Source organism: Pseudomonas sp. MUP55 (assembly GCF_034043515.1).
GTDB lineage: Bacteria > Pseudomonadota > Gammaproteobacteria > Pseudomonadales > Pseudomonadaceae > Aquipseudomonas.
On the sequence record NZ_CP138214.1, the window covers coordinates 2,786,328 to 2,812,500 of the forward strand.

Consider the following 26,173-nt stretch of genomic DNA (forward strand, 5'->3'; position numbering starts at 1 on the left):
GAGCGACTCACCCATGAGGAGACCACTCCATGTCCCGTGTACCGCTGCTCACCCCTGAAACCGCGCCGGAAGCGGCCAAGCCCTTCCTGGAAAACGCGCTGAAGACCTCGGGGTTCATTCCCAACCTGCTCGCCGTACTGGCCAATGCCCCTGCGGCGCTGGAAACCTATGTCACCGTGTCCGGCCTGAATGCCAAGTCAGCCTTGAGCCTGGCTGATCGTGAAGTGGTGCAACTGATTGCCGCCACCCAACACGGTTGCGATTTCTGTGTGGCCGGGCACACCGCCGTGGCACGTAACAAAGCCAAGCTGCCCGAAGAAGTCATCGAGGCGCTGCGCCAGCGCGGTGAGTTGCCCGATGCCCGCTATGAGACACTCGCCGCGTTTACCCGTGAAGTGATCGCCACCCGTGGCGATGTCAGCGATGCTGGCTATGACGCGTTCCGCGCCGCCGGCTACACCGACGGGCAGGCGCTGGAGGTTATTCTGGGGGTCAGCCTGGCCACGTTGTGCAACTTCGCCAACGTGTTTGCGCGCACGCCGTTGAACCCGGAACTGGCGCAGTACCGTTGGGAACAACGGGCGAGCTGAATCGGCGCGGGTCCACCTGTAGGAACAAGGAGAAACACACATGCTTGACCCACTCTTGAGCCGATGGCTCGATGTTCAAGCGCAGGCCCTGGACGTGGGCAGTTGCGATCCACAGGAAGTGCTGCCACGGCTGGCAGAAGCCAATATATTGCGCATCGGCGTGCCCAAGGCCCTTGGCGGCCTGGGCGGCGACGTGACCGGTGCCGTGGACGCCATCGCCCATGTCGCCAGCCATTCCCTGGCGGCGGCGTTCGTTTGCTGGGGCCAGCGTTCCTTTATCGAATACCTGCTGCAAAGCCCCAACGCGCGGCTGCGCGAGCAACTGCTGCCGGACTTGATCAGCGGCAGGCTGGCCGGTGCCACCGGGCTGTCGAATGCGATGAAGTTTTTGTCCGGCATCGAGGCGCTGCAGATCAGCGCCGAGCCCACCGATCACGGCTGGACCCTCAACGGTCGCCTGCATTGGGTGACCAACCTGCGCAAGAGTGGCTTCGTCGCCGCTGCGGCCATCGAACACGCCGGGGGCGGCGCGCCGTTTATCCTGGCCATTCCGGATTCGGTGGCCGGCTTGCAGCGCTCCCGTGACCTGGAGTTGCTCGGCTTGCAATCGAGCAATACCGCCGCCCTCGGTCTGGAAGGCGTGGAGCTGAGCCGCGACTGGCTGCTGCACGAAGACGCGCGGCAGTTCCTGCCCGCCGTACGCCCGGCGTTCCTGGGCTTGCAGTGCGGTATGTCGATCGGGCTAGCCCGCCGTTCCCTGGCGGAGGTGGCCCATCACCTGGGCGCGTTGCGCACCGTGTTGCGTGACGAACTCGAAGCGCTGCGCGTGACCCTGGATCACCTGGTCAGCGAACTCAAGAATGGCCTGCTGGCCGGGCGGTTCGCCGCTGAGCCGGTGCCGTTGTTCAAGCTGCGCATCGCCCTGGCCGAAACCGCGGCCAGCGCCGTGCAGCTGGAGTTGCAGGCCAGCGGCGGCAAGGCCTACCTCACCGCCCATGGCAGCGGCTTTGCCAGGCGCTGGCGCGAATCGGCGTTCGTGCCCATCGTCACGCCCAGCCTGGTGCAACTGCGGACCGAGCTGCAACGCCAGGCCAACCTATGACCCCGTCGGTATTGACGGCCCAGGGTGTGTGCCTGGGGTATGCCAGCGGCCCGGTATTGGAAGGCTTCGACCTGCAGTTGCAGCCCGGCGAAGTGGTGTCGATCCTCGGTCCCAGCGGCGTGGGCAAGTCCAGCCTGTTGCGCGTGCTGGCCGGCTTGCAGGCGCCTCAGGCTGGCCGCGTAAGCGTGCTGGGTGAACCGCTGAGTGGCCCGCATCCACGGGTGGCGGTGGCGTTTCAGGACCCCAGCCTGCTGCCCTGGCTGAACCTGGAAAAGAATGTCGCCTTCGGCCTGGATTTCGCCCGGCAACCGCACCTTGGCAGCGAAGAACGCCGCCAGCGTGTGGACCATGCGATTGCCGCTGTAGGCCTGGAACACGCCCGTCATCAATTCCCCGCGCAGTTGTCCGGCGGCATGGCCCAGCGCACCGCGTTGGCCCGCTGCCTGGCCCGCCAGCCACAGGTGCTGCTGCTGGATGAGCCGTTCGGCGCGCTGGACGAAGTGACCCGCGCCGATATGCAGCACCTGTTGCTCAAGGTCAACCGCGAGCAGGGCTCGGCGGCGGTGTTGATCACCCACGACATCGACGAAGCGCTGCTGTTGTCCGACCGCATTCTGCTGCTGGGCAACCGCCCGGCACGCACCCTCGGTGAATGGCATATTGACCTGCCGCAACCGCGTGAGGAGCAGGTCGAAGCCATTGGCGCGCTGCGCATCGAGATTCTCAAAACCTTACGGCAGGCGAGCCGCCCTCAACCCAACCCCCTTGAACAACTGGAGCCTAGCCATGTGCCTGGATGACCTGACCCACTCGCGCCGTGACTTTCTCAAACTTTCCGCGGTGCTCAGCGCCGCCGGCGCCTTGCCGTTGCTGAGCAGCCTGCAGGCGCGTGCGGCCAGTGAGCCCGACGCACCGGTGCGCATCGGCTACCTGCCGATCACCGACGCCACGCCGTTGTTGGTGGCGCACAACAACGGGCTGTTCGAAGCCGAGGGCATCAAGGCCGAGCGCCCGGTGCTGCTGCGCAGCTGGGCCCAGGTGATCGAGGCGTTTATTTCCGGCCAGGTCAACGTGATTCACCTGTTGTCGCCGATGACCGTGTGGGCGCGCTATGGCAGCAAGGTGCCGGCCAAGGTGGTGGCATGGAATCACGTCGGCGGTTCGGGCCTGACCGTGGCGCCGGGGATCACCGACGTGAAGCAGTTGGGCGGCAAGTCGGTGGCGATTCCGTTCTGGTATTCGATTCATAACGTGGTGGTGCAGCAGTTGTTCCGCGACAACGGCCTCACCCCGGTCGCGCGTGCGACGGGCAGTGCGCTTGGCGCCAATGAGGTCAACCTGATCGTGCTGCCGCCTTCGGACATGCCGCCGGCACTGGCCAGCAAGCGCATCGACGGCTATATCGTCGCCGAACCGTTCAACGCCCTGGCGGAGAACCTCAAGGTCGGCCGAGTGCAGCGCTTTACCGGCGATGTGTGGCGCAACCATGCGTGCTGCGTGGTGTTCATGCACGAGCATGACCTGACCAATCGCCCGGAGTGGTCGCAGAAGGTGGTGAATGCCATCGTCAAGGCCCAGGTGTGGACCCGCGACCATCGCGAAGAGGCAGTGAAGCTGCTGTCCAAGGACGGCCCGAACCGCTACACGCCGCATGCCGAACCGGTGTTGAGCAAGGTGCTCGCGCCTGCCGCTGGCGACCGCGCCGGTTACCTGGCCGATGGCGCGATCCAGCACGCCAACTGGGACGAGCACCGCATCGACTTCCAGCCTTACCCATTCCCCAGCTACACCGAAGAACTGGTCCGCCGCCTTAAAGACACCTTGATCGAAGGCGACAAGCGCTTTCTCGCCGACCTCGACCCGGCGTTCGTTGCCAAGGACCTGGTGGACGACCGCTTTGTGCGCAACGCCATCGAGGCCGTCGGCGGCATGCAGACCTTCGGCCTGCCTGAGGGTTATGCGCGGCATGAGGAGATTGGCGTTTGAGCAGCGCTAAAACCGTGGCGTGGCCGGGCTGGTTGCTCGGGTTGGGTGGCCTGGCAGGGTTGCTGGTGCTCTGGTGGCTGGGGGTGAAACTGTTTGGCGAAGCCGACGGCCTGTCGGCGCGTTTTTCCCTGTCGGCGACTTTCAGCAGCCTGTGGGAATTGCTCGGGCGCGGTGAGTTGTATGTGCACATTGCGGTCAGCCTCAAGCGCATCTTCGTCGGGCTGTTCCTGGCCTTGCTGGTGGGCGTGCCGTTGGGCCTGCTGGTGGGCAGCTCGCGCAACCTGGAGGCGGCGACCACGCCGGCCTTCCAGTTTTTGCGCATGATCTCGCCGCTGTCCTGGATGCCGATCGTGGTGATGCTGATGGGGGTAGGGGACCAGCCGATCTATTTCCTGCTGGCATTCGCTGCGGTGTGGCCGATCATGCTCAACACCGCGGCCGGCGTGCGTCAGCTCGACCCGCGCTGGCTGCAATTGAGCAAGAGCTTGAGTGCGACGCGCTGGGAGACGTTGCGCCGGGTGATCATTCCTGGCGTGGTGGGGCATGTGTTGACCGGCGTGCGCCTGGCCATCGGCATTCTGTGGATCGTGCTGGTGCCGTGCGAGATGCTGGGGGTGAGTGCGGGGCTGGGGTATTACATCCTCGATACCCGTGACCGGCTGGCGTATTCGGAACTGATGGCGATGGTGCTGCTGATCGGGCTGCTGGGGTTTGCGCTGGATGCCCTGGCGCGGTGGCTGCATCAGCGCTGGGTGCATGCAGGGTAACGGTGTGTCCAAGGCGGGCGTCTCGCTGGCGGCGAGACGCCCATTCCTTCAACGGTGCTCGTAGCCTGGGCCGCCTTCATAGCGATGGTCATGCCAGCCGCCGCCACCGCGTGGGAAGAAAAAGCAGCCGCTCATGGTCAGCATGATCAGCAAGGGAATCAGCAGGGTGATTCGACGCAGCATTTGGGCAATCCTCAAGGTGTTCACAAGGTCAATCAGGCGTGGAACGAGCCAAAGCTTTTCATCGCCTGTAACATGAGACCCTGCCGCCCCCGGTCCATCCCCGTTTTCGGGTATGTGCTTGGCATGCGCGGCGATACACAGTGGATACATTCCTACCGGTTCGAGAACTCGTCATGACCCAAAAGCAACGTCTGAAATACTCGATTCTGATTGCCCTGACCGTACTGGCCTCGATGTTCGGCCTGTCCTACCTGCAGAACATCGGTGCGATCAGCGAGAAAACCTTCCAGTACCTGGCCATTGCGATTGCCGTGGTGGTGGTCGTGATCAACGGCATCATGCGTCGCAAGGTCAAGCCTCACTTCTGATGTGGGCGTGATTCAGACGTGCCCCTCCAGCACTCTGGCAGCCTCTTCGTGGAGGCTGTAGCTCTTGTCGGCATTGAGGGTGATCACGCCCTCGCTGCTCAGGCGCTTGAGCACCTCGCGCACACTGAGAAACGACAGCGGGATGCCCAGTTCCAGTAAATGGCTGTGCACACCGCGCACGCCAAGGGTGCGCTGGTTGCCGGCCGCGGTGAGCAGGGCGTCGATGACCTTCAGCCGGATCAGGCTGGTGCGCAGGCCGAAACACTTGAGCAGGTGGCGAATACGCTGGTTGCCCTGCTGTTCGGGCGTCTTGCCGAACCCTTGCGGGCCGTTGCCGAAATTGGCCTCGGCGGTCGGTGAATGTCCATCCGTGGGCACTTGAGGGTTGTACATGCAAAAACTCCTTATCAGAGCCTGATCAGGAAAATGATGGTGCTCTTATTCAATAAGACGAACGAACGAGCAAAATCATGAAGTGCACGATGTAGAAAATTTGTCGGTATCGGGTTTGTCACAGTCCGGTCGCCCGGAATAAACCCGCCACGGCCGTTAAATTATTTCCGCTGGGGTGCGTCCTTACGGTGGGGAAGTTGTCCCTACCGAGGGTGTTCAATTTGACTGTGGAGTCGGCGTGATTATTTTCAACGGGTTGTCCAGGGTATGCGTGACAGGGCTGTTGCTGGGAATGAGCCTGGCCGCATCGGCGCGTGAGCAAGTGCCTCAGGCGCAGGCATCGGCGCAGATCCGGCGTACCACCTACGGCGTGCCGCACATCCGCGCTGGCGATGAACGCGGCCTGGGCTTCGGCATCGGCTATGCGTATGCCCAGGACAACCTGTGTCTGCTGGCCAATGAAGTGGTCACGGTGAACGGTCAACGTGCGCGGTTCTTCGGCCCCGAGCAGGCCACCCTGGAGGAGCGCAACAACCTTGCCAGTGATGTGTTCTTTACCTGGCTGAACACACCGGACGCGGTCGAGGCGTTCTGGAACGCGCAGACGCCGCAGATCCGCGAGCGTATCGAAGGCTACGTGGCCGGCTACAACCGTTATCTGAAAGAGCAGGGCGCACCGGCGCAGTGTCAGGCAGCGTGGGTGCGTCCGTTGGTCAAGGAGGACCTGGTCAAGCTGACCCGCAGGTTGCTGGTAGAAGGTGGCGTCGGTCAATTCGCCGAAGCGCTGGTAGGCGCCACACCTCCCCAGGCCACCGCCGCCGTGCAGCCTGGCGCGAAGGCATTCGACTTGGCCGCCGCCCAACAGCAGCGCTTCGCCCTTGACCGCGGCAGCAATGCCGTCGCGGTGGGTAAGGATCGCTCCTTCAACGGGCGCGGGATGTTGCTGGCCAACCCGCATTTTCCGTGGGTGGGCGGCATGCGCTTTTACGAGATGCACCTGACCATCCCCGGCCAGCTGGATGTGATGGGCGCGGCGCTGCCAGGGTTGCCGGTGGTCAATATCGGCTTCAACCAGCACGTGGCGTGGACGCACACGGTAGACACTTCCAAGCATTTCACCCTGTATCGCCTGACGCTCGACCCCAAGGATTCCACCCGCTACCTGCTCGACGGCAAGTCCTTGCCCCTGGATAAAACCACGCTGACGGTACAGGCCAAACAAGCCGACGGCAGCCTCAAGGAAGTCACCCATACGGTCTACAGTTCGCAGTTCGGCCCGGTGGTGCAGTGGCCCGGCAAGCTGGACTGGGACAAGCAATACGCCTTCAGCCTGCGCGACGCCAACCTTGGCAACGACCGCGTGCTGCAACAGTGGTACGCCATGAACCGCGCCGGCAGCCTCACCGAACTGCAAACCTCGGTACACACGCTGCAAGGCATCCCGTGGGTCAACACCCTGGCCGCCGATGACCAGGGCCAGAGCCTGTACATGAACCTCTCGGTGGTGCCCAACGTCAGTGCCGCCAAGCTCGCGCAATGCAGCGACCCGCGTGTGGGCCTGCAAATGATCATGCTCGACGGCAGCCGCAGCGCCTGCGCTTGGGACATTGACCCTCGCGCCGCGCAAGCGGGGATCTTCCCGGCCGCCCAACTGCCGCAACTGCAGCGCAGCGACTATGTGCAGCACTCCAACGACTCCGCCTGGATGGTCAACCCCAAGGCGCCGCTCACCGGCTTCTCCCCGGTGATCAGCCAGGACAACATCGGCCTCGGCCCCCGTGCCCGGTTCGCCCTGCAGCGCCTGCAATCACTGGAGAAACAGCCGATCACCGTCAGCGACCTGCAAGCCATGGTCATGGACAACGAGGTGTACCTCGCCGGGCAAGTCATGCCGGACCTGCTGCAGTTCTGCGCCAAGCACCTGGGCAACGATGCCGCGACGCTCCAGCCACTGTGCACCAGCCTTAAAAGGTGGGACCAACGCGCCAACCTCGACAGCGGCCTGGGCCTGGTGCACTTCATCAACCTGGTGGAACACCTGCAGCAAATCCCCGATGCCTGGCGCGTCGCCTTCGATCCGGCCCACCCGCTGACCACCCCCAGCGGCCTGGCCATCGACCGCGCGCCCGTGGCCAAAGCCCTGCGCGAAGCCATGCTCGCCTCAAGCAGCGCCGTCGACAAACTCGGCCTGAACCGCTGGGGCGACATCCAGCTCTCCGGCCAAACCCCCATCCACGGCGGCCCGCAAGAACTGGGCATCTACAACGCCATGCAAACCGTGCCCCGCGCCGACGGCAAACGCGAAGTCGTCAGCGGCACCAGCTACCTGCAAATCGTCACCTTCGACGACAAAGGCCCTCAGGCCGTAGGCGTACTGGCGTTCTCCGAGTCCAGCAACCCCCAGTCGAACCACGCCAAGGACCAGACCCAAGCCTTCTCCGAGAAAAAGCTGCGCCCACTGCCATTCACCGAAGCCCAGATCAAGGCCGATCCGCAGTATCAGGAACAACGCATCCAGGAGTAGGGCAGGGCTGCAACCCCTTGATGCCAATGCGAAATATTTTTGAAATCAAGGGGTTGCAGGCATAAGCAAATGAGTACATAATGGCGCCCATCGAACGCAATGAAGCATTAAAAACTTCAATGTATTCAATGAGTTAGAGTAGAGGCGCGCTTCACAGAGCCCACTCAAGTTTGTATGCGGTGAGTGCAGGTAATACCGGCACTGATCGTTTGAGGCCGAGTAGCAAAATGGTTATGCAGCGGATTGCAAATCCGCCTACGCCGGTTCGATTCCGACCTCGGCCTCCACTCTTAAAGCCCCGTAGATCAATGATCTACGGGGTTTTTTATTGCCTGTGGTTCGAGAAGTGTTCCGCAACTTTTGGGATGTGTTCCGCAACCCTACGCGTTTTTGATCGCAATGAGGGAGCAGAACAGTGCCGGGTAAAGTCTTTGCCGGAGGTGCCGCGCTCTACTTCATGCTTCCCCAAGCCGCCCCGGTTGAAGCCCTCAATGACATCAACGGAGACTTGGTGACGCTTTACCGCGTTGTGCAGAACCACCTCGAAGAATTTGTGTGCCAGTTCAAATGGGCACTCAGTTCCCGTCAGGTGTTCGAGTGGCAGAAGATGGCACGTCCCGAAACCCTCACCGACATCCAGCGCGCGGCTCGGTTTTTCTACCTACAGCAACATGCGTTTGCCGGCAAGGTGACGGTGCAGACATTTGGTACTGCGACAACTGGCCCTGCGATCAGCCCGCTGCGGATCGAGGAAGCCTGGTAACGGCTGGCCGGTTCCTACGTCGAAAATCTTCCTTGGCTTGACTGCGCGGAACGCTACGACCGGGCTCATACGTTTCACTACATGGGCCCGCCGTATTGGCAAACCGCCGGCTATGGAGTGAACTTTCCGTTTGAAAACTACAAGCGGATTGCCGGTTTTATGCGCAGCTGCAAGGGCAAAGTGGTAGTCAGTATTAACGATTACCCGGACATCCGACGAGTGTTCGATGGTTTTCACCTTGAGACGCTTGACATCCTGTACTGCACCTCCTACGGGGAAAAACGGCTGAGGTCAGTGGAGGACTTGTAACCATGAACTAGGACTCAGCAGCGTTGGGGGGCTTATTTTAATGTAGTCAATCCATCTCCTTTGGTGGCACGATACGACGTTACGAACATGAATCAAGGCATGCAAATTTAACTGGTGGAACCGTATGAACTTTCAAAAACTCTCGGTCAGCAACTGGCATGCCTTGGGAAGGATAGAAATTGATCTAAGTCGCCGAGTTACTATTCTCACTGGCGCGAATGGAAGCGGGAAAACTTCCTTGCTTCGACTGCTCGCGATGCATGCCCAATGGGCGGCCAGTGATTTTGGTGTTCCTGGCGAGAAATCGGCGGTGGAGTCCCCCTCGACACATATTACATATAAGACTATTGGAGAGCTTGAATATTCCAATGGTCAAATAACTGATGTTTTGGTGAGCGAACAGGGGATTCGCAAGCATCTCGCTCTTTCGAAGGCTCAGGTTGTTAATAGCTTTTTTGTGTCTTCGCATCGGCCTCCACTTCGATATGACACCCCAACCGGTATTAAAATAGATGATAGCCCTGATCTAAAAAAAGCATTGGAGTTGTCGAGGGATGGACAAAAATCTGCTATTGAAGGAACGAAAGATAATTTCACTGCTTCAATAAAAAACACTCTGTTTGCGTGGTTGGTTGCTGGGTATGGCGTTAAGTCTAGCGATAAATATATACTCCATCCAGTAGATGAATGTCGGAGGTACTTTGAAGGTTTCCAGAGTATTTTGCGTATTGCAGTACCTCGTCAATTCAAGTTTGAGTCTATTGAGGTGGGTGTTGGTGCAGAGGTAGTTTTCGTATGTAATGGTGGGCGTGATCGTTTTATTCTTGAGAGTGCGTCGGGAGGTCTCGCAGCTGTAATTGAAATCGCATGGATGCTGTACCTTCAGCAGCTCAATGTGGAGGGGGGCGAGGAATTTACCGCGATAATTGATGAAATTGAAAATCATCTACACCCCAGTATTCAAAGAACGATTCTTCCAGATTTAGTTGCCGCATTTCCTCTTGCAAGGTTCGTAGTTAGTACTCATAGTCCGCTCGTAGTGTCTTCTGTATTTGAAGCAAATGTCTATGCCTTGCGCTTTGATGAGTGGTCTCGTGCTAATTCCGAATTGCTTGATTTTAAGGAGAAGGCGAGGACAGCTGCTCAAATATTGGATGAGGTTTTGGGTGTTACAGTTACAGTTCCAGTTTGGGTGGAGGAGCAACTGGCTATCGTTGTTAACGATTACAGTCAGCGCCCGGTGACGGAAGTTATTTTTTCGGATTTACGAGAGGAGCTGAAATCTAGAGGACTGGAGGATTTTTTACCGCAAACCATTACAGCTGTGGTGAGTCAAAAATGATAAGACTTGCTCGTCTGGATTGTCCGTACCCGTTAGCATTAGAAAACCGGAATTATAAGCATTCGAGGAATAAGGAGGCTTTGTTAGCAAGCACGCATGGCAAGTGCATGTATTGTGAAAGTAAAGTGCTTGCAGTTGATTATGGTGATGTAGAACACATTCGCCCAAAGGCTGAAGGTAAGTTTCCGCATTTAGAGTTTGAATGGAGCAATTTAGGTATTTCTTGTGCTCGATGTAATGGCTCTAAGTCTGATAAGTTTGACGAGGCTTTTCCTTATGTTAATCCGTTTGAGGAGGAGCCTTCGGAGTATTTGGTTTCTGTATATAGTTTTGTGTTCGCTTTTCGCGGTAATGAGCGTGGTCAGTTGACAATTAATGATCTGGGGTTGAATCGCCCGGAACTTGTTGAGAGGCGTAAAACTCATGTTGATAACATTCGTGAAGTTATTTCGGCGGTCTATGCTCGTGAAAACCCAGAGTTGCGTAGATTAGCTCTGGCGGAATTGATTAAAGAGGCTGCCCCGGATAGGGAGTATTCCTTTGCTGTAACTGCTTTGCTTCGTGAGCATGGGGTTATTGATCGTTGATTTTTGAAATTTTATTTAATGCCAATGAAAAATAGCCGCGACGCGATATGTACACAAGCCCTATAGCCCTTTAATCTCGAGGCTACAGGGCTTTTTTGCGCTAGCACTCCAACATAGTCGACGTATTACTCAGTGTTGGCAATTTTTTTCACCGACGTTGGTCATTTTCAATTGAGGTTGACCAACCACGACGCCATCCAGCCGTAGCTTCCCTCCTTCGTCGCCTGTTACTTCGTGGGGTTAACGATCTCACCGACGCGCCGATAGACCTTCTTTGTCATCTCCTCAGTGGAGTGGCCGAGCAGCCGACTTGCATGCGCTAGTTCTATCTCGCTTGCGGCTTTAGGGCGGATGTCTTTGAACTGAAACTGACGGATTAGTACAGCCAGGGCGGGATCGCCGTCGGCACCGGCCTTGATGGCCGCTTTCTCCCGGGCTTCATCCCAGCGGTTGCGTAGCATCTGCTGGCTCATCCGAAGGCCGGACGCGTTCGTGATAAGCGTTGAGGTCTTAATCCCATTTAACGATCTGCGTTCGACTAGCTTGTCTAGGAATAGACTAAGCGCTGATTGTTCGCCGGCATCGTCCAGGCGAATACGCAGAAGCTTGCCGCCCTTGCCCTGGCGAACCCCTACGAAGCCGTTGGACAGATCGGTAGTTGCCACCTTCAGCACATCGGCAGGGCGCTGGCCGGTCAGGTAGGGGATCGCAATTCGCACAAGGCCGTGGCGACTAAGCATCAGAACAAAAAGGACGGCAAATTGGCGGTGGTCACCATCGACAACGAGGATGCGCCGGACGGCTTGCCGGCGGTGCACACGGATCGGCACATCTATCCGAACAAGACCGCTGCTGAGTCAGCAGCCAAAGCACGGTTAGCGGCATTCAATCGCTCGACCGCCGACGTGCGTTTCGAGATGCCAGGCCGGACTGACATTTTTGCCGAGCGCCTGATCAACGCCCAGGGCTTCAAGGTCGGGCTGGATGGCGAATACCTGGCGGATTCGGTGGAGCAGGTGTTTACCCAATCTGGCTGGTCGACCACGGTCGAGTGCAATGCCGGCAAGCAAGGCAAATCCAAGGGTAAGAAAAAGAAAGAAACGAAGCCGCTCAAGGTCGTGAGCGTCGAGAAGCTGTAATGCAATCCACCGCCGCCTAAGTGCGGTATTTTTTTGTTCGGAGTTTTTATGACCATCACTGAACAACAGCTACAACGCATCATGCCAAACGCCCGCCGCCAAGCGGGCGTTTTTGTATCTGCCCTGAACGCGGCAATGGCGCATCGGCAGATCAATACACCGAAACGCCAGGCTGCTTTCCTGGCGCAGCTTGGTCACGAGTCCGGTCAACTGCAGTACGTCCGCGAACTGGGCGGGGATCAATACCTGAGTAAATACGATACCGGCACTCTGGCTGCCAAGCTTGGTAATACCCCAACTGCAGATGGTGATGGTCAGCGGTATCGCGGCCGAGGGTTGATCCAGGTCACCGGGCACGATAACTACCTGCGCTGCAGTCTGGCACTGTTCGGCGATGAGCGATTGTTGCGCACCCCCGAGCTGCTCGAGCAGCCGCAATGGGCGGCAGAGTCGGCGGCGTGGTTCTGGTCTGTAAACGGGCTGAATGCGCTCGCGGATCAGGACCAGTTCAACACCATCACTCGCCGGATCAACGGCGGCCTTAATGGCCTGGAGGATCGGCTGCAGTTGTGGGCCAGGGCGAGGGCGGTGTTATGCGTCTCTTCGATCTGATCCCCGCGCAGTTCCGTATCGCCGCTATCAGCTTGCTGTTAGTGGTGGTGGTCGCAGGATCTGCAGCATTGGCCTGGACTGCTCAGGACTGGCGTTATGGCAGCGTGCTGGAGCGGCAAGCCCGCCTGCAGGCGGACACCCTCAACGAAATATCCAAAGCGTCTGCTGCTCTGCAGCGTACCGAGCAGGACAAGCGCCGTGCCCTGGAGCTCCGCCTGCAGAACAAAGACGAAACCCACTACAAGGAATTGACCGATGAGCAAATCAAGCAGGCTCGTCTGCGTGATCGCCTGGCTACTGCTGATCTGCGGCTGTCAGTCGTACTCTCCGCCACCGAAACCACCGGCAGCTGTTCAGTGCCAACCACCACCGCCACCGGCCGCGTGGTTCATGGCCCCACAAGAGCCCAACTTGACCCAGCGCATGCTCAACGAATTATCGGAATCACCGATGCCGGCGACCGAGGATTGATCGCCCTGCGGGCCTGTCAGGCTTACGCAAAAGAAGTTTCTACACAGAAGTGAAAGGAGCGGCCGGGCTGGATGCGTCAACATCCAGGCCGGCCACCTTCCCCGCAGATCGTCCCTGCAAGTCCAGCCAAGGCTCCTGCTTCGTGCACAAAGCGGAGCGAGCCTAGCACTGTTTATCCATACAGCAAAGGTCTTGCTTTTTATGTCTACACCTATCATCCCTTGGATGGGCGGCAAACGCCGCCTGGCCGACCGTCTCATCCCGCTTTTTCCGCCACACGAATGCTACGTTGAAGTCTTTGCCGGCGGTGCCGCGCTCTACTTCATGCGTCCCCAGGCAGCGCCTGTTGAAGTTCTTAACGATATCAACGGCGACCTGGTGACGTTGTACCGTGTCGTGCAGAACCACCTAGAAGAGTTCGTGCGCCAATTCAAATGGGCGCTCAGTTCCCGCCAGGTGTTCGAATGGCAGAAGATGACCCGCACGGAAACCCTCACTGACATCCAGCGCGCTGCGCGATTCTTTTACCTGCAGCACCATGCCTTCGCCGGCAAAGTGACGGGGCAGACGTTCGGCACTGCAACGACCGGGCCTGCAATCAACTTGCTGCGGATCGAGGAGAACTTGTCTGCAGCGTGGCAGCGTCTGTCGGGCACCTACGTTGAAAACCTGCCTTGGTTGGACTGCGCCGAACGCTACGACCGTCCCCACACCTTCCATTACATGGATCCGCCTTACTGGCAGACGGCCGGTTATGGCGTGGACTTTCCCTTTGAGAATTACGAGCGTATGGCCGGCTTCATGCGGCACTGCAAAGGGAAGGTAATGGTCAGCATCAATGATCACCCGGACATTCGGCAGGTGTTCCAGAGCTTCCATTTTGAAACAGTCGACATTCGATACACCACATCTAACCAACGGCAAGGAAGGAGTGAGGTTAGCGGTGAACTGGTGATCATGAACTGGGAGCCAGCCGCATTGGGAGGGCTGTTCTAAAAGCTTCAAACATCCATGAGTGGCACCGGAAGCAGTAAATCAGCTCCCTGATTTTTCACGCTTCCCACTGCTTTGCCCACGGTATACCACTCAAAGTCATCCGCAGGCTGGCAACATTCCTTTGCTATTTCCTCGGCCCTGGCTGGGGGAAGGTTGGGGTCAATCCATTCCCTGGCGTGCTCAGGTGTCAGCACCAACGGCTTGCGGTCGTGGATGTCCACCATGCCCTGATCACTGGCGGCGGTGATGATCACGAACCCATCGCCGTCGTGCGGATCAAGGCCAGGATGAACTTGAGCAAGCGCGCCAAAAAACATGGGCTTCTGACTCTTCAGGCGAATGAAGTAGGGCTGCTTTCTCTTCGGATCGTCAGGGTCTTTGACCCACTCATACCACCCTTCACTCGGCACCAGGGCTCGGCCATTCGGCCAAAGTTGCGTAAAGAACCTTCCCGTGGTGACCGTCTCTACGCGTGCGTTGATCGGGTCGGGACGTTTGCCCTTGGCCCAGAACGGCGCCCATCCCCATTTGACCGCATCGATATGCAGCCCACCCTCTGCGGCGTGCAGCAACTGAACCCGTGTCGACGGAGCGACGTTGTAGCGATCAATTGGCTGAGCGTCATAGCCGCTGAACAGCTCTATTTGGGGGCTCAGCTCTTCAATGAAGATCGCCATCCCCTCGTACTGCACAAATCGTCCGCACATACGCCGTCCTCCGTCTGTCGAAATCCCCTACAGAAAAATTGACCGCAAGCGTCCTACAAAGTTAACTGTACATTCGTACAGTATCTGTAAAAGGCCGCATCATGAGCTTCACCATTCTAGGTCCTATCGCTGAGGCAGGCGCGAAGCTGCCTATGTGTTCGTTCCAGGTTCCGGCTGGCTTTCCTTCGCCGGCAGCGGATCACATTGAGCTGCACATCTCATTGGATGAGGTCCTGAATATCCGCGCACCGCATGTGTACCTGGTAGCCATCACTGGGGAAAGCATGCAGGGGATTGGTATCTTCGAAGGCGATCTCGCGGTGGTGGATCGTGCCATTGAACCGGCTCACGGACATGTGGTGGTGGCTCTGCTGAACAATGAGCCCGTCTGCAAGCGCCTATGTAAGCGCGGCCGGGAGGTGATCCTTTTATCAGAGAACCCCAGATACCCGGCGCGTTATGTGCTTGAAGGCGATGAGCTCTCAATCTGGGGTGTGATTACCAGCACAGTGCGCAGCCATGTCTAAGCAAGAACCGACCTTTGCGCTGATCGACTGCAACAGCTTTTATGCCAGTTGCGAGCGGGTGTTCCGGCCGGACCTGGCGAAGGTGCCCATCGTGGTGCTGAGCAACAACGATGGCTGTGTCATCGCGCGCAGTTACGACGCGAAGCCGTTCATCAAGATGGGCGAGCCGTATTTCCAGATCAAGCACAAGCTCAAGCAACACGGCATTGTGTCGTTCTCCTCCAACTATGCACTGTACGGCGATATCAGCGAGCGCGTGATGAGCCTGATCGAGGCGTTGGTGCCGGCGGTTGAGGTTTATAGCATTGATGAGGCATTCGCCGATCTGACCGGTGTCAGTGGGTTGGATACGTTAGGCCGACAGATCCGCGCCCAGGCACTACGCTGGACCGGCATACCTGTTGGTGTGGGTATTGCTCATACAAAGACGCTGGCGAAGCTGGCAAACCACACAGCGAAGCGCCTGCAATCGCAGACCGGTGGTGTGGTCAATATCACCGACCCGGTTAAGCGGGACTGGGTGCTGCGTAATACGGACGTGGGGGAAGTGTGGGGCGTTGGCCGCAAGATGAAACTTCACCTTGATGCGATGGGCATAAAGTCTGCAATGGACCTGGCTAAGGCGGATCCCTGGACGCTCCGCAAGAAGTTCAGCGTTGTGATTGAAAAGACGGCCAGGGAGCTGGGCGGTACACCTTGCCTGGAGCTGGATGAGCCAGATCCGCCAAAGCAGGAGATCTGCTGCAGTCGCATGTTCGGTCAGCGGCTGACGGAGCTGCCGCCTATCAGAGAGGCTGTAGCCACCTACATGATGCGAGCTTCTGAGAAGCTTCGCGTCCAGAACTCGCTGTGCAAGAAAGTGCGCGTTTGTATCCGTACGGCATGTTCAATCCTGAAGAGGCTAAGTACGCCAACGGAGTGGTGGTTGATATGCCGTATCCCACCGACGACGTGCGCCTTCTCACTCAGGCGGCTGTTGGCGCGCTTGAGCGCGTATTTCGGTCAGGCTTCAAATACAGCAAGGCTGAAGTGATGTTGCTCGATCTATGCCAGCACGGGGAATATACCGATGATCTGTTCGCTACATCGCAACCATCCGAAGCAACTCGGGTAATGACGGTGCTTGATCAGATCAATGGGCGGTGGGGTAGGGGAACCCTGCGGTCAGCCAGCGTACCTACCAATCCTGAGTGGGGAATGAGACGTGAGATGATGAGTCAGAGCTACACAACGAAACTTGATCAACTTTGGAAGGTTCCATGTGTGTAATTGCGGTACGTTGGGCTAAGCGATCTGTGTGCTAGCGAATTAAAGATCAATTGTCACTGAGAAGCCATATATTCAAAAAAGTTTTGTTTGTTACCGGCTTCAACGCTCTCCTGCCATCGCTCATCCCACTCGACCAATACTGGGTCGCGGAGCAAGCCAGGGTGGCGAAGGTAACCAGTATTAACTAAATTCCTTAATTCAATGGCGGTTGTAAGTTCTTTCAAGAAAGAAAGCCGAAGCCCGGTTTTTGGTCGTATTCCTTGATGTATGAGTATATCGGAGTTTTCATTCTCGGTTCTTTTTCCGGGTAAAGTATGAAGCTTGCCAGTGTTTTTAACGCGAAATCTTTTTCCTTTCTTTATTTCTCTTAAATTAATCCGGTCACATGTGAGAAAATAAATATTTTCTTCGGCATTTGCTAGCGTCAGAGTATTGATCTGATCCATGTCACTCTGCTCTGTAACTTGGACCGACAGTTCTCGTCGTGCCCCAACTTTATAGACGCTTGCATCATAGAATAGAATCGTAATTCCTGGACAAATCGGGAAAAAAATTTGTAATCCTTTAGCTGCTGTGCCTATTCCATTGTGCGTGTGGCATGCTTCTAGAGCTTGATTGTAGAATACAACTGGATTATCAGATGTTATAAATTCTGCACCTTTTTTCGCGAGAAGCAATTTACATGATAAGTCCATAGCAAAATGTAGAGAATGGTTTGCTGCGTTCAATGCATGAATTACAGGGTCATTTACTGTGATCGAAACCTTGTCAAAAATATCTTCTGGAACATCAGGTCGATATGAAACATATTTTTGCGCCATCGCTACGAGCATCTCATTGATAGAGCGAGCAGCATAGAGAGTTCGATTGCGCTGATAGATCACGAACGTTAAAAAGTTCGCGTAATCAGCGCTTTCAAATCGAGGTGGTTTAAGCTCTCTCCGAATTCTACGGAATAATTTAGCTGCTTCACCTTCAATTATTCCAAGGGCTTTTTCCAATCCGTCATCTACACCATAAAGATAATCGCGATAGCATTGTGACTTCAGCTTTCCCTCACGAATAACAATATCTCTGCTCAAATTAAACAGATTTATTGTCTTATCATTAGAAGAAAAGTTTTTAAGGTATAACCTCGGAACAAAATGATGTTTTTTATTGGCAGCCATTGATCTGTACCGCTCCTTGGTCTTTAGCACGTATGAGGTGCTAGCGTACCAAATCAAGAGAGGTAAAAGGGTTTGCCGGGGAGATTTTGTAAAGGTATACATTGAGATTCTTTCGGGCACGCGTGGGCAAGGTTGCCTGCGCTCATAACTTCCACCTGAAGATGTGCTGTATATGTAGCCAGTGTCACGTGTTGTGCGCTGGCGGGTTGTGGATCCGACGAAGGGCTGGCTAGGATTGCAATTTGCTTCGCAACGCCACAGTGCTCAGATAGTTAGAATGTCGACTCTAAATCCTCATGACGGTGAATGAGTCGGGGTCTATTTTACAGCTCCAGTGTTCTTGAGCTGTAATCCACCGAGGGACGATCGGATTGGTTGCCAGCGGATTATAGACCAGTGCGGAATGATGCTCTGTGTTTAGAGCTATCTGTTCCAATAGATCGAGACCGAGAACTGCGCTGACGCATGCGTTGCGCTCATCGATAAAAGTGTCGGCTTCTACGCCATGTTCACTGCCGGGCTTGTCGATTCGCGGTCTGTGCTGATGGGATTGATCAACAATGTCGCCGGTATTTCGATCTATTTCCATCTGGATCGGGCCGAGACTGAATAGAACCTCTACTGGAGCTGGCTTTTGACTTACTCCGTACAAGCCTGTCATAGCCATGGGACTCAAAAGGTGAGCATTGACGGCAATAATGTAGGGCTCATCCTCTGTCACAATTCCACGTTCTAAATACTTTCGCAATTGCCTAGTTTTCTCGGAAATAGCGCTAGTCCACCGCAAATTTATAGCGTTGTATGGCACGCTTCGGACAACTGGTTTTGTCCCCGGACACTCAAAATACACGGATGGGATACCCATGGCTTGGGGGGTCTGGAGTTCCACCCAAGCGCTCTTGCCGTCCTTGGTAATGTGAAAGTCCGGACCAGCACTAGAACTCTTAAGCTCAAAACCGTCCTTCCACAACATCTCAGCGAGTAGAAGCTCGGCAACTCTTTGGCAGTATTTTTCGGGTAACCCGCTTGTTAGTTGAGTCTCAAAGATGGGGTCGGCCAGGCCTTCTGATCGAAACCGATCATATAGGGATGTCAAAAACTCCACCGCAATGACGGAGTATTCCGAGCGAGCGTTGGTCCAGCTGTTAATAAAGCTATTGATAACTTTTTCGCGTAAAGGATGAGGCTGCATTGTCAAGTCCTAGATGGGGGCTTCACTTTTTTGAGGGTAGTGATGGGGTACGTGAAGGCGAAAGCTGCACTAAGTTGAGAAAGTCACTGAATAGGTTTGTAGTCCTGTTGAGCTGAGCTGTGAGAATTTCTACTTCACCCTCCGGACTACGCGGGCGCAGTCGTTCGCGGTGTGCTGCGTGAAGGTGATTGAACTGCGATTTGAATACATCTTCTTCGTCAATTTTGAGCGGATGCAAGTGAAGGCTATGAACCAGCAGGTTGCGACGTTGTAGAAGAAATTGCAGTCCATCATCCTTTTCCGAGGTTTGAAAAGTACGCAGGCGCCGCCAGCTATCACTCTCCTCAAGCTGCTTGTTCATTTTGACTACATTTGTATGGATGCGAGTCATCACAGCGTTGAAGCCGTTTTGGTCGAATTTACGGATATTGAAAAATGTGAAGTCTAAAACCTGGCCGATTCGATCCCAGAATGAAAACAGCCTTATGTACGCTGCTTCTGCGTGCTCCCAGAAAGCCAATTGTGCATCTTTGGTGAGCAACACAGTAGCCTTTGGGTGCGGAGGCCATTCCAATAGCTCGGGTTGCTCGGTTAGGAGCCTTGAGCCAGTCATGAACATATGAGCACGTATTACAGATTTACGGGCTCGCTTGAACACATCGAATACTTCGGCCATTGATGATTCTGGATATTTGTCAGCAAGCGGTGCTATTTCGTCTTTGCGTACTAGGTGAGCTTCTGGAGGTCCACCCATGTGTCGCACCACACGATTCATGCGTAGATCGAACTCGCCGTTGTCAATGGCCGGCCATAGATAGGGGAATAGACCCTCTTGCAATCTCTCGTACTGCGCGAGAACGAGCATCTCGTTTGCGACGTGTGAGACAGCATTGCCGAGTACAGCAGCTAGGTCTTCCTCGGAGAACGACACACCGTCTTCCTTGGCCACTAGACATTCCTCATATATGTTTAGGTTGCGCCTGTCCCAATATTTTCAGCTCTGGAGCGAACCATTCGAAAACGGTGAAGCGTTACCAAAACGTCCGAACATTAGAGGGCTTTGGAACCTCTTGGATTAAAACATCAAAGTAGTCTACTTTCGCTATCGTTGGGGCCCCAGAGGAAATGAAGCAGGTTCGGGGTCTCAGGCGTGGGGCAAAAATGGGGCAATCCGTACGTCAATCTATGCCATCCAATGCCCATTATGCATTTATGCAACCTGCCTTGAACGAGCGTCACAGCCCGTAACTACGGGCCTATCCCTCTAAATTCCCCACATACTCCTACACAATTGGCGTGTGCTTTGTCAGAGGCGATTGGTTCGTAGCTTGGCCAAGCCCTGCTTGATGTGCCCAGCGTTTTCGCCGATCACGAGTAGAGCACCGCGTACGTTGTTACCACCTCATCCATGCCTTGCTTTTCGCTTTGGAGAGCCAGCTCCATCAGAGCTGCTTCCAACGCGAGCTGATTCTCGTACATTCGTTCAAGCAAATCTTGAAGTGAAGATTCCCCTGCCATGTGTGTCACTCCCCCTAAAAGGGCTAAGCATAGCAGTGGCCTAGTAAATTGGTGCTTGCTTAGAAATTGCTACGAAAGCGGCCGCTCAATGCCTCGAACGCATGGCTGGCGGCGGCTCTGGGGAGGGCTAGGTCCAATCCATCATCGACCAGATAAATCTTTTCGAAGCTAGAAAATCACCCTGGATAGTGGCAGAGTGCCGTCTTGGAATTCAAGGAGTAAGGGCAATGTATCAGGAGGTTTTGGATCTATTCAGCAGTAAAGGTGCGATGGTGGCTGCCATCAGTGTGTTAGTAGGAATCACACTAAAATCCATATCTATACTGAACCAGATCATGGAGTTTCATGATAAACATTTCATAGATAAGCGATATAAGATTTTAAAGGAGTTATCCTCTGGGATCCCTGTAGAAAGCAAACTTAAGGGCTACTTGGAAGATTCCTTGGAGCTTGAGGTGTTTCGCATCGTCTCAGGCGTCAGAGGAAGCTCCAAACAAATCGCGGCTCTTGTGAAACTGGACCGCTTAGGATATTGGAATAGTGAGGAAATTCGAAGAGTTTCTAAATTCCTAGTGGTGAACCCCGAAGACTCATTACCTTCAGTCAATATCACAACGGTCGACAAGCTTTCCGCGAGGCTTAGCTTGATTATGGCCATCCTTCTTCTCTTGTTAGGAGGCGCGATCTCAATCGTTCTGACTATAAAGATTCCTCCATATGGATTCTTCATAGGATTGATTCCGCTGACAGTCATGATATGGGCAGGCGCCTACTTCGCAGCCGATTATGGTACTTACCGGACAGCTCTTAGCATCCAAAAATACCTCGTCGCTCATCAAGAGACATTTTTTGCAGTACAGCAGAGTAACGATACTCAGCTCCCAAAAAACGTTCCTAATGAACTCGAAAAACCAGTGTAGCTGCCCACAAGGCAGCACGAAACATCTGGCTCGAGTAGGGAAATAGGGAGTAGGAGTATTCTGCACTTTTTCAAACCGCTTTCCCGAGTCGTTTAAGTTCCTTCATATTGTTGGACTGGATGCGCAGCCTCTGGGTGGGGATGATCTTCTTCGCGTATCTAGCAAAACAAGCGCCTGGTAGCCGAGCGGATCTTGATGCCCGGCTATCAGTATTGCTTGCAGAAGATCCAGCCAATGGGCGCACGTTCGTTCCTCCGCCGGCGCCACCAGCGTGGCTCACACAGTGCGTCGAGCCAACTTAATCGGGAGCATGCTCAACGAATTATCGCCGTCACCTGCGAAGGGGTTACTGAATAATTGTGCTGCGGGCATGTCAAGCATACGCCAAGGCTCTTAGGTCATGAAGCAAACTAAAAGTAACAATCAGAATTCAGGCAGGTTCGCGAGGTTATCCCGTTTGGTACTGTTACTGTCGGTGGATAGATAAACACTTTCTACTACATGCACGTCAGCTCCCATTTTGAACTTTCCAGTTTCTTTAATGAGGATCCACGTAGCAAAGGTAGCCTTATTTTTTCGAATTAAGTCGGCCACGAAAGCTCTGGGAACTGTGCGTTTGGGCCCGAATCCTTCCGGAACGTCTTCCCTGACCTCAACATAGTTTATGTGTTTACGTTCGGTGTCGTATCTAACCGCGGTGATGCAAAAGTCGGCCATGTTCAATCCTTGTCTACATGTTGGCACCTCGACGCTGAGGTGCAGCCAAAATAGTGCCCAGCGCGACTTTCTTCAATAGGCACCTGCTAAGGATACAGAGCACGTGATTTCTGCGGGATGAATAGGGCCGAAATCAATTCCGCATCCTTGCGCTGCGTGCCCAGTTTTAGCGGGCTCCCCACCACTGAAAATTCAGCAGGTGCGGAATAGGTTGTTATCTAACTACATGATTGGTATGAGGAAATTAGCGGATTGCAAATCCGCCTACGCCGGTTCGATTCCGACCTCGGCCTCCACTCTTAAAGCCCCGTAGATCAATGGTCTACGGGGTTTTTTAATGCCTGCGATTTGGGAATCGTTCTGCAACTTTGTGGATGTGTTCCGCAACCCTCGGCAGTTCGTTGAAATCGTATAGCATTTATTTTAGGTTCCTCGTTGGGTTACGCAGGTAGAAACGGGTGGGTATGATGCTCCCTTCGTTGGGGGTTAGATAAAACCTAGATGGATTACCTTATATGGAAATTGTGAAATTTGTTGCGCATAGTAAAAAGGTCATATCAATTGCGCAGAAGTACGGCTGGTATCCAGGCGCAAGGTATACGAATTTGAGGGATGTCAAAACCTTTAAGTTCGGATGTGAAGGGTTTTTAGATATCAACTGGAAAAGCTACGATTTTGAAATGCATCTGGCCGCAGCCGCTAAAGTGACACCAAGAATCACTATAGCTCGAGATATAGAGTGTATTTATACTTTAGATGAAATAATTAGGGAGGCGGAGGAGCTGCATCGACATAGTACTCACGTGGCCATTGTGCCGAAAGACGTACGTCTTAACGGTCGGTTGCAGGAGCTGATACCGAAAGAGTTCATGCTGGCATACAGTGTTCCGACTAGATATGGGGGGACTAAGGTCTCAATCGAAAGCTTTGATAGACCTGTGCATCTTCTAGGAGTGCGTCCAGATGTACAACGTTCTTTAGGGGATGTTATGAAGGTGTTTTCGATTGACTGTAATAGGTTTACTCTTGATGCAAGATATGGTGATTATTTTGACGGTAGGCGTTTCATACCGCATCCGATAGGAGGGTACGAGCAATGTCTGACGGCCTCTATTGAAAACATTAACCAATTGTGGATGAATTACTCTGTACACCCAGACGTAACGGCGCTGATTGGAGAGCCAGTATGAGCAGAGAAGACTTGCTTTTGAAGATGTATGATCAAATGTTTAATGATATTAATCGCCATATTTTAGTTGTTTGGCAAAGTGTTGGTGTATTGATCGGAGCATTCGCAGTATTTGCTTTGGTCGAAAAAAATGTTGTATCAATAGATTTTGCAGTTTGTATTGTCTTGTTGTTAGCGCTTTGGTTAATGGCTCATTTGTTTGATGCCGCTTATTGGTATAATCGCAATTTAGTGATTATAGCTAATATAGAGCGGCAGTTTCTAGTGGAGAAAGATCCGAAGGAAATTCATTATTATTTTGGGTCGCATCGACCTACTAATAAAATGATATACCACCTTAGAATTCAGATGATGTTGGGGCTCGTTTTAGCTTTGTTGGTACTTGGGTACCATTTTTTTGATCGTGTGGTACCTGGATTCTCTCTTCCCTTATGTAATTTCTCAGTTGCTAGAAGTCTTCCATATATTTTGGCTGTAGTCTCGTCGGGTTATTTGATTTGGTTGAAGTGGTTGAATGTTAAAAAGTATAAGGAGTTTTTAAGGGAGTCACCTGCGAAGCCTATCAATAGTGCTGGAACAAACTATGGGGTTGGGCACGGCCACTAATCTAGTTTGGTTGGTTATTTTGTTGGGTTTACTATTTCCCCAACTCGCCGATAAACTTTTTAGTAATATCTTCCGCGGAGTGACCAAGCAGGCGGCTGGCGTGAGTCAATTCGATCTCACTGGCCGCTTTGGGGCGTATGTCCTTGAACTGGAATTGACGGATCAGCACTGCCAGGGCAGAGTCACCGTCGGCGCTGGCTTTGATCGCGGCCTTCTCGCGGGCTTCGTCCCACCTATTGCGAAGCATGTGCTGACTCATTCGACGGCCGGATGTGTTGTAGCTGCCTTAGCCTGCAAGGCAACATTAGTAGGCGCTCCCTTTTACGGATTAGTCCGACCTTCAAATGTCGGATGATAGCCACAAGCCATCGCTGGATCGCACTAATAGTAATGACTTCGGAACCCGTAATGAAAAAAGTTAGGGTCAGAAGCTGACTGCCAGATAGAGCCCCATTGATCGTTTCTTATATTCACGGCTCTTGCTTATCCCCATGCATGCTTATGCCCTGAATCAACTCTGGAATTAATCGCTCACTGAATCCTGAAACCACACCCAGTAATAACATCGCCGCTGACGAATGGCTAAAAAGTGTAAAGGCAACTCCAGAAACCACCGCACTGACAAGAATCAATCCAAATACGCCCCCCAAAAAAACCCTAACAACACATTGCATAAAAATTAGCGCATCAGTCTCGTGCTCACTGATAATAATATTTTTTGATCGTTCCAATACCGAAATAAATGCGCCAAGAACGCCGCCCGAAACCGCGACAATTGCCTGTTGAAGAAACCCAGAAAAGAAGTGAGAACGATGTATTAAGAAAGTCAACCCAACAATTATAAAAGTTATCAAAAAAGCTATCGATAAATATCTTACTTTTAAACCGTTCTCAACTGTCTTATTCACGTAGAGCCTTAGCTCTTCAAATACCCCTGAAATCAACGGATCGTTAGCACTCTCCAGTCTTCCCGCAAAAGCTGCAGCAAGACGTCTAAAGAATAACGAATGGTTTTTCAAGGGGAGCATCGCGATAGCGAACGACTCCAAAATCTTAAACTCTTTAACAGCCTCTCCTACTTCAGGTGTCATGAATGCCTTTTTCACGTGATGGACTATCCGATTGTCTTCGGTCATCCAAACTTTGAATTTTTCGTTCTGGGCTATGACTACCTTGACACCCACTAGCAAATCTATTTTTTGTTCCAAAGCGATAATGGCGCTGGCAATTGCATCTTTGTTTTCACGCTCTCCGAATATAGTTCTAACGGCGTTAAGTATTAGTCTGCTAATTACGCCGGACACAACCCCGCGAAATTTATAGCTTATTTTAACTTGGCTCTCATTTAAGACTCTTAATGCCTCATCTATCCTTTCGTCTTTTAACTCATAATACCAAGAGCAGTGATCGTCGCCGACCATGGTGTAAATAATATAATCCGATCCGCGCACATGTACGGACTCTACTTCTTTTCCGAACCATATGTCGCCCTGCTTTAAGGAGAGTTTGCTTTTCCCTAGTTTTGTATCGTTTTCCATTATTTAGTCGCTCCGTCGTAATTTATAGATAGAAAAAATCACTTCTTTCTCTTTAATCTTTTAATGTCTGTACACACAATCGGTATGGACGTTAATCGTTAATCCTACATTGATGGTAAATTGCCTGCCAGCTTTTTGACCGGGATAGCTTGTACTCAGTATCCGGAGTGCCACGATAGCCCCACTGTCGAATCAAAACATTCGCTTCTCAGGCCTATACGTGAAACTTAGAAATGCAGAGGTCGATAAATCTCTGTTTTTATTGGGCTTTAGAGTGATCGCTTTTGGTCAAAACTCTGCAAGCCGCTTTTGAGCGTATCTGATACTAAAAACCGGACTGAAAATCTCGCTTCCACGTGAAGTTTACATCTGCTGGCGTGCCGATAATTCTCGGTTTAACGTAGATACGCATGCCTTGATTCTGGCAAAGTGCTTTTACAGTCTAGATCGAAAACCACCCTTCACAAACGTCCCTAATGGCCGAGAGCCCGCCGATCAGACGTGTGCAATCGATCCAAAATTAACACCAAGGGTTGAAGGTGGGGTAGTTCCTGACGCGTTTGCCGCCGTATAGCGGCAATTATTTTCCGGTCAAAAAGGAATGGCTATGACCCCTTTAAACTGCCTACCCATCGCTGCAATTGGCGTTCTCTATATCGTCAATGCCACTTCGCATTGCACCAAAAGGG

General features: G+C 53.8%; 26 protein-coding genes, 1 tRNA gene and 4 pseudogenes. 20 read left to right on the forward strand and 11 right to left on the reverse strand.

What is annotated here, in order from left to right; translation table 11 throughout:
• The first annotated feature begins 29 nt into the window (after positions 1 to 29).
• The 5 genes from SC318_RS12460 to SC318_RS12480 are packed head-to-tail and all read left to right on the forward strand — an operon-like array spanning position 30 to position 4,445.
• Complete coding sequence (locus tag SC318_RS12460) at positions 30 to 590, forward strand: carboxymuconolactone decarboxylase family protein (RefSeq protein WP_320431043.1); 561 nt, start codon at positions 30 to 32, stop codon at positions 588 to 590.
• A gap of 40 nt (positions 591 to 630) precedes the next feature.
• Positions 631 to 1,692 carry an acyl-CoA dehydrogenase family protein gene (locus SC318_RS12465; protein WP_320431044.1) on the forward strand — a complete coding sequence of 354 codons (1,062 nt, stop codon included), beginning with the start codon at positions 631 to 633 and terminating at the stop codon, positions 1,690 to 1,692.
• Positions 1,689 to 2,492 (forward strand): ABC transporter ATP-binding protein, encoded by an 804-nt coding sequence (locus tag SC318_RS12470; protein ID WP_320431045.1) that lies wholly within the window; start codon positions 1,689 to 1,691, stop codon positions 2,490 to 2,492. Before SC318_RS12465 ends, SC318_RS12470 begins: the two co-directional genes overlap by 4 nt.
• Entirely contained in the window at positions 2,479 to 3,678 is a 1,200-nt protein-coding gene (locus SC318_RS12475; RefSeq protein ID WP_320431046.1) for an ABC transporter substrate-binding protein, read from the forward strand. The genes SC318_RS12470 and SC318_RS12475 overlap by 14 nt, the downstream gene beginning before the upstream one ends.
• A 14-nt stretch (positions 3,679 to 3,692) precedes the next feature.
• Entirely contained in the window at positions 3,693 to 4,445 is a 753-nt protein-coding gene (locus SC318_RS12480; RefSeq protein ID WP_320431227.1) for an ABC transporter permease, read from the forward strand.
• Positions 4,446 to 4,493: 48 nt separating this feature from the next.
• Here the strand turns inward: SC318_RS12480 and SC318_RS12485 are convergent, their stop codons facing one another.
• A complete protein-coding gene (locus SC318_RS12485; protein ID WP_256657526.1) occupies positions 4,494 to 4,628 on the reverse strand; it encodes a hypothetical protein in 135 nt (44 codons plus the stop codon).
• 173 nt (positions 4,629 to 4,801) lie between these two features.
• On the opposite strand from SC318_RS12485, the gene SC318_RS12490 reads away from it, so the two are divergent.
• A complete protein-coding gene (locus tag SC318_RS12490) occupies positions 4,802 to 4,996 on the forward strand; it encodes a hypothetical protein (protein WP_306492951.1) in 195 nt (64 codons plus the stop codon).
• A gap of 12 nt (positions 4,997 to 5,008) precedes the next feature.
• Here the strand turns inward: SC318_RS12490 and SC318_RS12495 are convergent, their stop codons facing one another.
• The gene (locus tag SC318_RS12495; protein ID WP_320431047.1) at positions 5,009 to 5,389 is read right to left on the reverse strand and encodes a fe2+ zn2+ uptake regulation protein; all 381 of its coding nucleotides are present in this window, start codon (positions 5,387 to 5,389) and stop codon (positions 5,009 to 5,011) included.
• A gap of 238 nt (positions 5,390 to 5,627) precedes the next feature.
• Here SC318_RS12495 and SC318_RS12500 point away from each other — a divergent pair, with 238 nt between their 5' ends.
• From SC318_RS12500 to SC318_RS12520, 5 genes and pseudogenes are all read left to right on the forward strand, one after another.
• Complete coding sequence (locus SC318_RS12500) at positions 5,628 to 7,913, forward strand: bifunctional acylase PvdQ (protein WP_320431048.1); 2,286 nt, start codon at positions 5,628 to 5,630, stop codon at positions 7,911 to 7,913.
• A 213-nt stretch (positions 7,914 to 8,126) separates the two neighbouring features.
• Positions 8,127 to 8,200: transfer RNA gene (locus SC318_RS12505), tRNA-Cys, on the forward strand.
• Between the two features lie 137 nt (positions 8,201 to 8,337).
• A pseudogene (locus SC318_RS12510) lies at positions 8,338 to 8,996 on the forward strand (DNA adenine methylase); the annotation flags it as partial.
• Positions 8,997 to 9,109: 113 nt separating this feature from the next.
• Positions 9,110 to 10,327: an AAA family ATPase gene (locus tag SC318_RS12515; protein ID WP_320431049.1), complete on the forward strand. Its 1,218-nt coding sequence runs from the start codon at positions 9,110 to 9,112 to the stop codon at positions 10,325 to 10,327.
• Positions 10,324 to 10,914: an HNH endonuclease gene (locus SC318_RS12520; RefSeq protein ID WP_320431050.1), complete on the forward strand. Its 591-nt coding sequence runs from the start codon at positions 10,324 to 10,326 to the stop codon at positions 10,912 to 10,914. The genes SC318_RS12515 and SC318_RS12520 overlap by 4 nt, the downstream gene beginning before the upstream one ends.
• Positions 10,915 to 11,141: 227 nt before the next feature.
• On the opposite strand, the gene SC318_RS12525 is transcribed toward SC318_RS12520, so the two are convergent.
• A complete protein-coding gene (locus SC318_RS12525) occupies positions 11,142 to 11,654 on the reverse strand; it encodes a tyrosine-type recombinase/integrase (RefSeq protein WP_320431051.1) in 513 nt (170 codons plus the stop codon).
• Here SC318_RS12525 and SC318_RS12530 point away from each other — a divergent pair.
• The 4 genes and pseudogenes from SC318_RS12530 to SC318_RS12545 all read left to right on the forward strand — a co-directional run.
• Positions 11,610 to 12,053: pseudogene (locus SC318_RS12530) on the forward strand (late control protein); the annotation flags it as partial. The gene SC318_RS12525 and the pseudogene SC318_RS12530 sit on opposite strands and share 45 nt — an antisense overlap.
• 48 nt (positions 12,054 to 12,101) lie before the next feature.
• Positions 12,102 to 12,665: a glycoside hydrolase family 19 protein gene (locus SC318_RS12535; RefSeq protein ID WP_320431052.1), complete on the forward strand. Its 564-nt coding sequence runs from the start codon at positions 12,102 to 12,104 to the stop codon at positions 12,663 to 12,665.
• Positions 12,647 to 13,189, forward strand: coding sequence for a lysis system spanin subunit (locus tag SC318_RS12540; RefSeq protein ID WP_320431053.1), 543 nt, complete (start codon positions 12,647 to 12,649; stop codon positions 13,187 to 13,189). Before SC318_RS12535 ends, SC318_RS12540 begins: the two co-directional genes overlap by 19 nt.
• A gap of 148 nt (positions 13,190 to 13,337) precedes the next feature.
• Complete coding sequence (locus SC318_RS12545) at positions 13,338 to 14,132, forward strand: DNA adenine methylase (RefSeq protein ID WP_320431054.1); 795 nt, start codon at positions 13,338 to 13,340, stop codon at positions 14,130 to 14,132.
• Between the two features lie 5 nt (positions 14,133 to 14,137).
• On the opposite strand, the gene SC318_RS12550 is transcribed toward SC318_RS12545, so the two are convergent.
• The gene (locus tag SC318_RS12550; RefSeq protein WP_320431055.1) at positions 14,138 to 14,839 is read right to left on the reverse strand and encodes an SOS response-associated peptidase family protein; all 702 of its coding nucleotides are present in this window, start codon (positions 14,837 to 14,839) and stop codon (positions 14,138 to 14,140) included.
• A 101-nt stretch (positions 14,840 to 14,940) separates the two neighbouring features.
• Here SC318_RS12550 and SC318_RS12555 point away from each other — a divergent pair, with 101 nt between their 5' ends.
• Complete coding sequence (locus SC318_RS12555; protein ID WP_320431056.1) at positions 14,941 to 15,366, forward strand: LexA family protein; 426 nt, start codon at positions 14,941 to 14,943, stop codon at positions 15,364 to 15,366.
• Positions 15,359 to 16,635 (forward strand): annotated as a pseudogene (gene umuC, locus SC318_RS12560) (translesion error-prone DNA polymerase V subunit UmuC). The gene SC318_RS12555 and the pseudogene umuC overlap by 8 nt, the downstream one beginning before the upstream one ends.
• A gap of 53 nt (positions 16,636 to 16,688) precedes the next feature.
• On the opposite strand, the gene SC318_RS12565 reads toward umuC, so the two are convergent.
• The 4 genes and pseudogenes from SC318_RS12565 to SC318_RS12580 form a co-directional block, all read right to left on the reverse strand.
• Entirely contained in the window at positions 16,689 to 17,804 is a 1,116-nt protein-coding gene (locus SC318_RS12565; protein ID WP_320431057.1) for a DUF4238 domain-containing protein, read from the reverse strand.
• 286 nt (positions 17,805 to 18,090) lie between these two features.
• Positions 18,091 to 18,996 (reverse strand): hypothetical protein, encoded by a 906-nt coding sequence (locus SC318_RS12570; RefSeq protein WP_320431058.1) that lies wholly within the window; start codon positions 18,994 to 18,996, stop codon positions 18,091 to 18,093.
• 22 nt (positions 18,997 to 19,018) lie between these two features.
• Positions 19,019 to 19,945, reverse strand: a complete 927-nt coding sequence (locus SC318_RS12575; protein WP_320431059.1) for a Cthe_2314 family HEPN domain-containing protein — start codon at positions 19,943 to 19,945, stop codon at positions 19,019 to 19,021.
• A gap of 357 nt (positions 19,946 to 20,302) precedes the next feature.
• A pseudogene (locus SC318_RS12580) lies at positions 20,303 to 20,514 on the reverse strand (hypothetical protein).
• A gap of 227 nt (positions 20,515 to 20,741) precedes the next feature.
• Here SC318_RS12580 and SC318_RS12585 point away from each other — a divergent pair.
• Positions 20,742 to 21,434 carry a hypothetical protein gene (locus SC318_RS12585; protein WP_320431060.1) on the forward strand — a complete coding sequence of 231 codons (693 nt, stop codon included), beginning with the start codon at positions 20,742 to 20,744 and terminating at the stop codon, positions 21,432 to 21,434.
• Between the two features lie 423 nt (positions 21,435 to 21,857).
• On the opposite strand, the gene SC318_RS27050 is transcribed toward SC318_RS12585, so the two are convergent.
• Positions 21,858 to 22,151: a DUF3892 domain-containing protein gene (locus SC318_RS27050; RefSeq protein ID WP_411565118.1), complete on the reverse strand. Its 294-nt coding sequence runs from the start codon at positions 22,149 to 22,151 to the stop codon at positions 21,858 to 21,860.
• Between the two features lie 515 nt (positions 22,152 to 22,666).
• On the opposite strand from SC318_RS27050, the gene SC318_RS12590 reads away from it, so the two are divergent.
• Positions 22,667 to 23,341 (forward strand): DUF6610 family protein, encoded by a 675-nt coding sequence (locus SC318_RS12590; protein ID WP_320431061.1) that lies wholly within the window; start codon positions 22,667 to 22,669, stop codon positions 23,339 to 23,341.
• A complete protein-coding gene (locus SC318_RS12595; RefSeq protein ID WP_320431062.1) occupies positions 23,338 to 23,946 on the forward strand; it encodes a hypothetical protein in 609 nt (202 codons plus the stop codon). The genes SC318_RS12590 and SC318_RS12595 overlap by 4 nt, the downstream gene beginning before the upstream one ends.
• Positions 23,947 to 23,977: 31 nt before the next feature.
• Here SC318_RS12595 and SC318_RS12600 read toward each other — a convergent pair whose 3' ends face one another.
• Entirely contained in the window at positions 23,978 to 24,193 is a 216-nt protein-coding gene (locus tag SC318_RS12600; protein ID WP_320431063.1) for a site-specific integrase, read from the reverse strand.
• Positions 24,194 to 24,416: 223 nt separating this feature from the next.
• Complete coding sequence (locus SC318_RS12605) at positions 24,417 to 25,484, reverse strand: hypothetical protein (RefSeq protein ID WP_320431064.1); 1,068 nt, start codon at positions 25,482 to 25,484, stop codon at positions 24,417 to 24,419.
• Between the last annotated feature and the right edge of the window lie 689 nt (positions 25,485 to 26,173).

Excerpts from the sequence above, each read along its gene's own strand:
- SC318_RS12460 (WP_320431043.1), top strand. The coding sequence starts at position 30 with ATGTCCCGTGTACCGCTGCTCACCCCTGAAACCGCGCCGGAAGCGGCC.
- SC318_RS12605 (WP_320431064.1), bottom strand. The coding sequence starts at position 25,484 with ATGGAAAACGATACAAAACTAGGGAAAAGCAAACTCTCCTTAAAGCAG.
- SC318_RS12490 (WP_306492951.1), top strand. The coding sequence starts at position 4,802 with ATGACCCAAAAGCAACGTCTGAAATACTCGATTCTGATTGCCCTGACC.
- SC318_RS12465 (WP_320431044.1), top strand. The coding sequence starts at position 631 with ATGCTTGACCCACTCTTGAGCCGATGGCTCGATGTTCAAGCGCAGGCC.
- SC318_RS12485 (WP_256657526.1), bottom strand. The coding sequence starts at position 4,628 with ATGCTGCGTCGAATCACCCTGCTGATTCCCTTGCTGATCATGCTGACC.
- SC318_RS12545 (WP_320431054.1), top strand. The coding sequence starts at position 13,338 with ATGTCTACACCTATCATCCCTTGGATGGGCGGCAAACGCCGCCTGGCC.
- SC318_RS12570 (WP_320431058.1), bottom strand. The coding sequence starts at position 18,996 with ATGCAGCCTCATCCTTTACGCGAAAAAGTTATCAATAGCTTTATTAAC.
- SC318_RS12525 (WP_320431051.1), bottom strand. The coding sequence starts at position 11,654 with ATGCTTAGTCGCCACGGCCTTGTGCGAATTGCGATCCCCTACCTGACC.
- SC318_RS12585 (WP_320431060.1), top strand. The coding sequence starts at position 20,742 with ATGTATCAGGAGGTTTTGGATCTATTCAGCAGTAAAGGTGCGATGGTG.
- SC318_RS12555 (WP_320431056.1), top strand. The coding sequence starts at position 14,941 with ATGAGCTTCACCATTCTAGGTCCTATCGCTGAGGCAGGCGCGAAGCTG.
- SC318_RS12470 (WP_320431045.1), top strand. The coding sequence starts at position 1,689 with ATGACCCCGTCGGTATTGACGGCCCAGGGTGTGTGCCTGGGGTATGCC.
- SC318_RS12475 (WP_320431046.1), top strand. The coding sequence starts at position 2,479 with ATGTGCCTGGATGACCTGACCCACTCGCGCCGTGACTTTCTCAAACTT.
- SC318_RS12515 (WP_320431049.1), top strand. The coding sequence starts at position 9,110 with ATGAACTTTCAAAAACTCTCGGTCAGCAACTGGCATGCCTTGGGAAGG.
- SC318_RS12565 (WP_320431057.1), bottom strand. The coding sequence starts at position 17,804 with ATGGCTGCCAATAAAAAACATCATTTTGTTCCGAGGTTATACCTTAAA.
- SC318_RS12550 (WP_320431055.1), bottom strand. The coding sequence starts at position 14,839 with ATGTGCGGACGATTTGTGCAGTACGAGGGGATGGCGATCTTCATTGAA.
- SC318_RS12495 (WP_320431047.1), bottom strand. The coding sequence starts at position 5,389 with ATGTACAACCCTCAAGTGCCCACGGATGGACATTCACCGACCGCCGAG.
- SC318_RS12600 (WP_320431063.1), bottom strand. The coding sequence starts at position 24,193 with ATGCTTCGCAATAGGTGGGACGAAGCCCGCGAGAAGGCCGCGATCAAA.
- SC318_RS12535 (WP_320431052.1), top strand. The coding sequence starts at position 12,102 with ATGACCATCACTGAACAACAGCTACAACGCATCATGCCAAACGCCCGC.
- SC318_RS12590 (WP_320431061.1), top strand. The coding sequence starts at position 22,667 with ATGGAAATTGTGAAATTTGTTGCGCATAGTAAAAAGGTCATATCAATT.
- SC318_RS12540 (WP_320431053.1), top strand. The coding sequence starts at position 12,647 with ATGCGTCTCTTCGATCTGATCCCCGCGCAGTTCCGTATCGCCGCTATC.
- SC318_RS12520 (WP_320431050.1), top strand. The coding sequence starts at position 10,324 with ATGATAAGACTTGCTCGTCTGGATTGTCCGTACCCGTTAGCATTAGAA.
- SC318_RS12595 (WP_320431062.1), top strand. The coding sequence starts at position 23,338 with ATGAGCAGAGAAGACTTGCTTTTGAAGATGTATGATCAAATGTTTAAT.
- SC318_RS27050 (WP_411565118.1), bottom strand. The coding sequence starts at position 22,151 with ATGGCCGACTTTTGCATCACCGCGGTTAGATACGACACCGAACGTAAA.